Genomic DNA, 249 nt, shown 5'->3' on the forward strand with positions numbered 1-249 from the left:
GGGCCTTGCCAAAATAAAGCAATTTATTGATTTTGTAATTTTGTTTGGTGCTGAAACAAAAATGCCAACCAAAACACTCGAGGTAGTTAAAACTGAGTTGCTTAACAATAATAACATGGCTTTAGACTTTCCCGAAGTGTGCCAAAAATCCCCTGTATGGAAGTTAGGCGAGTTTGTAACAGCGCAAGGCGTGCGCTTTGAAAGCCGTGGTGCAGAGCAGTCAGTACGCGGTACGTTCCATGGTGCCAG

1 pseudogene is annotated in these 249 nt (G+C 43.8%); it reads left to right on the plus strand.

What is annotated here, in order from left to right:
- Positions 1-249, plus strand: a pseudogene (locus SB765_RS32295) (hypothetical protein); the annotation flags it as partial.

Origin of the sequence: Pseudomonas sp. SIMBA_067 (assembly GCF_046534675.1) — a bacterium.
GTDB lineage: Bacteria > Pseudomonadota > Gammaproteobacteria > Pseudomonadales > Pseudomonadaceae > Aquipseudomonas > Aquipseudomonas putida.